Here is a 5,199-nt window from a genome sequence, read left to right as displayed (position 1 = left end):
CGCGAGTGCTTTGGCCAAGTCGCCCGACGTCCGCAATCCGCCATCGGCGATGATTGGGATGCCCGACTTTGCGGCTTCGGCCGCCGATTCCATAACGGCAGTCAATTGCGGTACGCCAACGCCAGCCACAACGCGGGTGGTGCAAATGGAGCCTGGTCCGATACCAACCTTGATACCATCCGCGCCCGCATCAATCAGCGCACGTGTCGCAGCAGCCGTCGCGACATTTCCGGCAACAACCTGAACTTCAGGTGCCATACGCTTAATCTCTGCAACCGCAGCCGCGACCATCGCACTATGACCATGCGCCGTGTCGACGACGATGAGGTCACACTCAGCGTCAATCAACGCCTTGGTATAGGCCATGCCCTTTTCGCCGACAGTCGTCGCCGCAGCGACGCGCAGGCGTCCTGTGCCGTCCTTTGTTGCATTAGGGTACAAAACAGCCTTCTCGATATCCTTTACGGTAATCAGGCCGATGCAATGATAAGCATCATCGACGACCAAAAGCTTTTCGATGCGCCGTTGATGCAGCAAACGCCTCGCTTCTTCCTGCGTGACGGATGATGCAACCGTCGCCAGATTTTCATGCGTCATCAACTCGGACACAGGCTGCGCCGGATTTTCGGCAAAGCGCACGTCACGATTGGTCAAGATGCCAGCCAGCTTTCCGCTCGCCTCAACAACCGGAATGCCGGAGATGGAATGCGCCATCATCAATGCTTGCGCTTCCGCCAAGGTTGCTTCGGGTGCGATAGTGATGGGGTTCACCACCATGCCGCTCTCAAAGCGTTTAACCTGACGCACGGCAGCGCACTGTTCTTCGATGCTTAGGTTGCGGTGCAGAACGCCAATGCCGCCAAGCTGCGCCATGACGATCGCCATGCGCGCTTCGGTGACGGTGTCCATTGCCGACGATAGCACTGGAATATTCAGCGATATGCTTTTGGTCAGCTGCGTACGGGTGTCGGCCTGGCTTGGCAAAATGTCAGATGCCCCGGGCTGCAACAGCACGTCGTCAAATGTAAGTCCGAGGGAAATTTCTTTCATTGTGCCACCGCTTTAAGCTTTGATTCGTGGCGGCCCATGTAAACAGTAAGCGCCTTATTCGCCAGCCTTCTTGGATTTATATTTTCTGGCGTCCGCAAAGTAGCGGCCAAGCGCAATGTGCAGGTCAGCGTCGTCCGCCGCGCCGCCAAGCTCCGTCTTGTCCGTAAGCTCATCATCAGGGCCGTGATAATCGCTGCCCAAAAACTTTTGCATCAGTTCCAGATCGGCGAACGAACCGCCTACCATGAGTGCCGGCACGCCCTTTTGCGCGAGTGCCCAGCCGTCCTGACGTTGGATAAACGCATTTGCGTCAGTTGAACTTTCAATCGCCCTACCCGTCTTTTTTGCCACCGCCTCAACCGTTGCATCATATGGGGTGGTGCCGCGACCGATGATCGCAACCTTTGACCCGCGTGGCGCAATCGCGATTGTATCAACATTTAGCGAAATCACGATCTGATCAAGCGGCAACGCCGGTTTTTCAGCGAAAGCATAAGCACCCAATAGGCCGCTTTCTTCCGCTGTCGTCGCTAGAAAATAGATATCGCGATCATGCTTTTTCTTCGCCAAGCTTTCCGCGATTTCGTTCAACACGGCAATGCCGCTGGCATTGTCGACGGCACCATTACAAATCCGGTCAGGCGCACCCTCTGGCGCGCAAATACCCAAATGGTCCCAATGCCCCATAAACAAAACAGCGCCGCTGCCCTTTTTCCGACCAGCAATCTTGCCAACAACGTTTGAGCTGTTGAACCGGTAAATGTCCGTCGTGACTTTGAAATCTGCGTCAATGCCAAGCGGCTCGCCCGCATAATCGCTGGCCTTGGCATGTGCGCGCAATTTGTCCCAATCTTGCCCGGCGGCGGTTATCATCGCGACCGCAAACTCGGCGCTCATGGCCCCTTCCAACGGTGCGCGCTTTTCGCGGCTCTCAAGCGCGATGGGACGCGACAGCAACGAACGCCGCAGTGAAGGCCAACTTCCTGGCCCGTCGCCAATGAAGATAACGGCCTCCGCCCCCGCAGCGATCAGCGCTTCGCGCCGCGCGCGGGGTGACTTCATATTGTTCGGCACATTTTCGGCGTCAAACAGCACAAGGGCGGCTTTCCCCGCAACATCTGCCGCAACCGAACCGTCGGCCTTGACCCCTGCACCGGTAAAGATAAGCGGCAAATCTGTCCGCGCATAATCGGCCTGCTTACCAATCAGGATGATTTCTTGAGACGCGATGCGCAGTTTGCGACCCGTAGCCGTAAATGCATATTCCGCACTGCCCTGTCCGCGCTGGATCAAAGGAACGGCATCAAACCAACCGCCGTCGGTCGCCGCGGGCTTTAAACCTGATGTCGCCCATTGCTGCGCAATATACTGAACCGTTTTTGCCTCGCCTTCGGTGCCGGGTTTACGGCCTTCAAACGCGTCGCTCGCCAAAATTTCGATATGTGCGCGCAGGTCCGCTTCGCTCACCGCTTTGGCGTGCACCGAACCCGCGGACATTGCTGCAAGGCTGACAAAGACTGCAAAATGGGCAAGACGCATAAATGATCGCTCCGGACTACGAAGGAGCGGCACCCGTCCTATGTCGGGAACGCTCTATCGTTAATTTCGCTTCATCTACATGCATCGATTCAATCATGCGACCCTTAAATCGCTGTGCGCCCCCTCGGCTCGCCGCAATTAATTCCTCCGCCTCGGCCACTGCAGCGGCATCGGCGCCAAAGGCCTGATTGGCGATAGCAACTTGATTGGGGTGAATGAGCGTTTTGCCCGTGAAACCATAAGTTGCGCCTTGGCGGCATTCGGCATCGAAGCCGCTCATATCATCCAGCCGGTTGCACACACCGTCAAAACGCGGCTTGCCCGATGCGGATGCGGCGAGCACGATAGTCTGCAGCGCCAGTTCCAGCCCCTCGCGCAATGGGCCGGGCCGAATGCCTGTTTCCGCCGCAATGTCATTTGTGCCCGCAATCAACCCCGCAACCATAGGATGCGCAGCAATCTCGCGCGCGGCATATAATCCCTTTGGCGTTTCGATCATCGCCAATATGGGTTTGCCAACATCTGGTATGTCATCCGGACCTTCGACCTTAGGTACAACAATGAAGTTCGCGCGACTTTGCGCCAAAGCGGCGATGTCGTCGGCATGATATACGCTGTCCGCGCCGTTTGCCCGTATGGCGAGTATTTTGCCTGCCACGCCGTCTGCGGCATATTGCACAGCTGCCGCGCGAGCATCCGCCTTTGACTCATGCGGGACGGCATCTTCCAAATCAATGATCAGCATATCTGCATCTAATGACCGCGCTTTTTCCAACGCGCGTGCATTGGACCCCGGCACATAGAGCGCCGACCGCGTAAATTTCAGCTGCTGCAAGATATCCATGTTCGCTCCCATATTGTCGGCCTGCCCATGCTCCCTGCGTAAACGCGATGAAATGGTAAACCCCCTCGATCGTTTTCATGAAACTATTTGTTAAACCCACAGGTTTACAGCTCACTCTTAAAAGGGAGGGCGTTCTATGGAATATTTTTTCGGTTTACTGGCGCTGATCGTCATCATTTTTGTGATGATGGGCGTGACCGTTGTTCAGCAAGGCTTTGTTTTCACAATTGAGCGGTTCGGGCGGTATACTTATTCCGCGCAACCCGGGCTTACTGTCATCATCCCGTTCTTTGACCGCGTTGGCCGCAAGGTAAACATGATGGAACAAGTTCTCGACATTCCAGGACAAGAGATCATCACCAAGGACAACGCCATGGTCGGCGTTGACGCCGTGGTGTTCTTTCAAGTGCTCGACGCAGCAAAAGCCGCATATGAGGTGTCCGATCTATATGTCGCGATCATGCAAATCACGACAACCAACCTGCGCACCGTGATGGGCAGCATGGACCTTGATGAAACCTTGTCAAAGCGCGACGATATCAATGGCCGCCTGCTGTCGGTGGTGGATCACGCAACCAGCCCATGGGGTGTCAAAATCACGCGTGTTGAGGTGAAAGATATTCGTCCGCCGGCTGATATCTCCAACGCAATGGCGCGTCAGATGAAGGCCGAACGTGAAAAGCGTGCCCAAATCCTTGAAGCAGAGGGCATGCGCGCCGCAGAAATCCTGCGGGCTGAAGGTGAAAAGCAAAGCGCCATCCTTCAGGCCGAGGGCCGCAAGGAAGCTGCATTCCGTGACGCCGAAGCCCGCGAACGCGAAGCAGAGGCAGAGGCAAAGGCAACAGTCATGGTTTCCGATTCCATCGCGACATCGGGCACACAGGCGCTGAATTACTTCATCGCGCAGAAATACACCGAAGCCATCAGCCAGTTCGCAACATCACCCAATGCAAAAACCATTTTGTTCCCGGTAGAAGCCACACAGTTGATTGGGACGCTGGGTGGAATTGGAGAGCTGGCCAAGGAAGCGCTTGCAACAAAAGAAAAGTGAGGTGTGTGGGGCGGAAACAAAGCCCGTAGTCCTGAGCAACAATCGCAAGGCGATTGTGCCCGTCGAAGGACGCCTGTAAGACAGACGCTGCGCTCCACCGGCACGCGCCCTTCGACTTTCGTCAGCGCGGACGCACTGACGGCTCAGGGCTACGGTAAGATCTGCAGTTAAGACATCGAGATTACGGAGTAAGACATGGCAGAATGGCTCGACACAATTTCAACCCACTGGTTCTGGCTCTCGCTGGGCCTGGTGCTCGGCGTTGCCGAAATGGTTGCGCCCGGCTTCTTCCTGATGTGGCTTGGCCTTGCCGCGTTGATTGTCGGGGGGCTGGATTACTTCCTTCCCATCACCGTCGCCTATCAAGTCGCGATGTTTGCCATATTGTCGGTGTTGACGGTCTTTGCGGGTAAGAAATTTCTACACGACAACCCAATCGAAACCGAAGATGCAAAGTTGAACGACCGCGGCGCGCGGCTAACGGGTGAAATCGTGACGGTGGTTGAGGCCATCACAAACGGCAATGGCCGCGTCAAGGTCGGCGACAGCGTCTGGCCCGCCCGCGGCGTCGATGCCGCAATAGGATCCCGTGTGCGCGTCACAGGCGCTGACGGCGCGGTGTTGCTGGTCGACGGCGGCCTCGACTAATCGAACGACGCAATCGGTCCGTATTTTCTAGGTCCAACGCGTTCTAAATCAGGTCAAGGCTCGCGCG

At 56.3% G+C, this 5,199-nt stretch carries 5 protein-coding genes; 2 read left to right on the top strand and 3 right to left on the bottom strand.

The window, feature by feature from the left end:
- From ACILQA_RS09575 to ACILQA_RS09565, 3 genes are all read right to left on the bottom strand, one after another.
- Positions 1 to 1,050, bottom strand: a 1,050-nt coding sequence (locus ACILQA_RS09575; protein WP_395629488.1) for an IMP dehydrogenase, incomplete at its 3' end; no start/stop codon positions are given.
- Positions 1,051 to 1,104: 54 nt separating this feature from the next.
- Positions 1,105 to 2,589: a M28 family peptidase gene (locus tag ACILQA_RS09570; protein ID WP_395629487.1), complete on the bottom strand. Its 1,485-nt coding sequence runs from the start codon at positions 2,587 to 2,589 to the stop codon at positions 1,105 to 1,107.
- Positions 2,590 to 2,605: 16 nt separating this feature from the next.
- Positions 2,606 to 3,433 (bottom strand): HpcH/HpaI aldolase/citrate lyase family protein, encoded by an 828-nt coding sequence (locus tag ACILQA_RS09565; protein WP_395629486.1) that lies wholly within the window; start codon positions 3,431 to 3,433, stop codon positions 2,606 to 2,608.
- 136 nt (positions 3,434 to 3,569) lie between these two features.
- Between ACILQA_RS09565 and ACILQA_RS09560 the strand changes: the two genes are divergently transcribed.
- Together ACILQA_RS09560 and ACILQA_RS09555 are read left to right on the top strand one after the other, a co-directional pair.
- Complete coding sequence (locus ACILQA_RS09560) at positions 3,570 to 4,484, top strand: SPFH domain-containing protein (protein ID WP_395629485.1); 915 nt, start codon at positions 3,570 to 3,572, stop codon at positions 4,482 to 4,484.
- A gap of 195 nt (positions 4,485 to 4,679) precedes the next feature.
- Positions 4,680 to 5,132 (top strand): NfeD family protein, encoded by a 453-nt coding sequence (locus ACILQA_RS09555; RefSeq protein ID WP_395629484.1) that lies wholly within the window; start codon positions 4,680 to 4,682, stop codon positions 5,130 to 5,132.
- The last annotated feature ends 67 nt before the right edge of the window (positions 5,133 to 5,199 follow it).

The sequence above is a fragment of the Sphingorhabdus sp. genome, assembly GCF_044239005.1.
Lineage (GTDB): Bacteria > Pseudomonadota > Alphaproteobacteria > Sphingomonadales > Sphingomonadaceae > Sphingorhabdus_B.
Note: the sequence above shows the minus strand (reverse complement) of the source record. Positions and strands in the feature narration are given on the sequence as shown.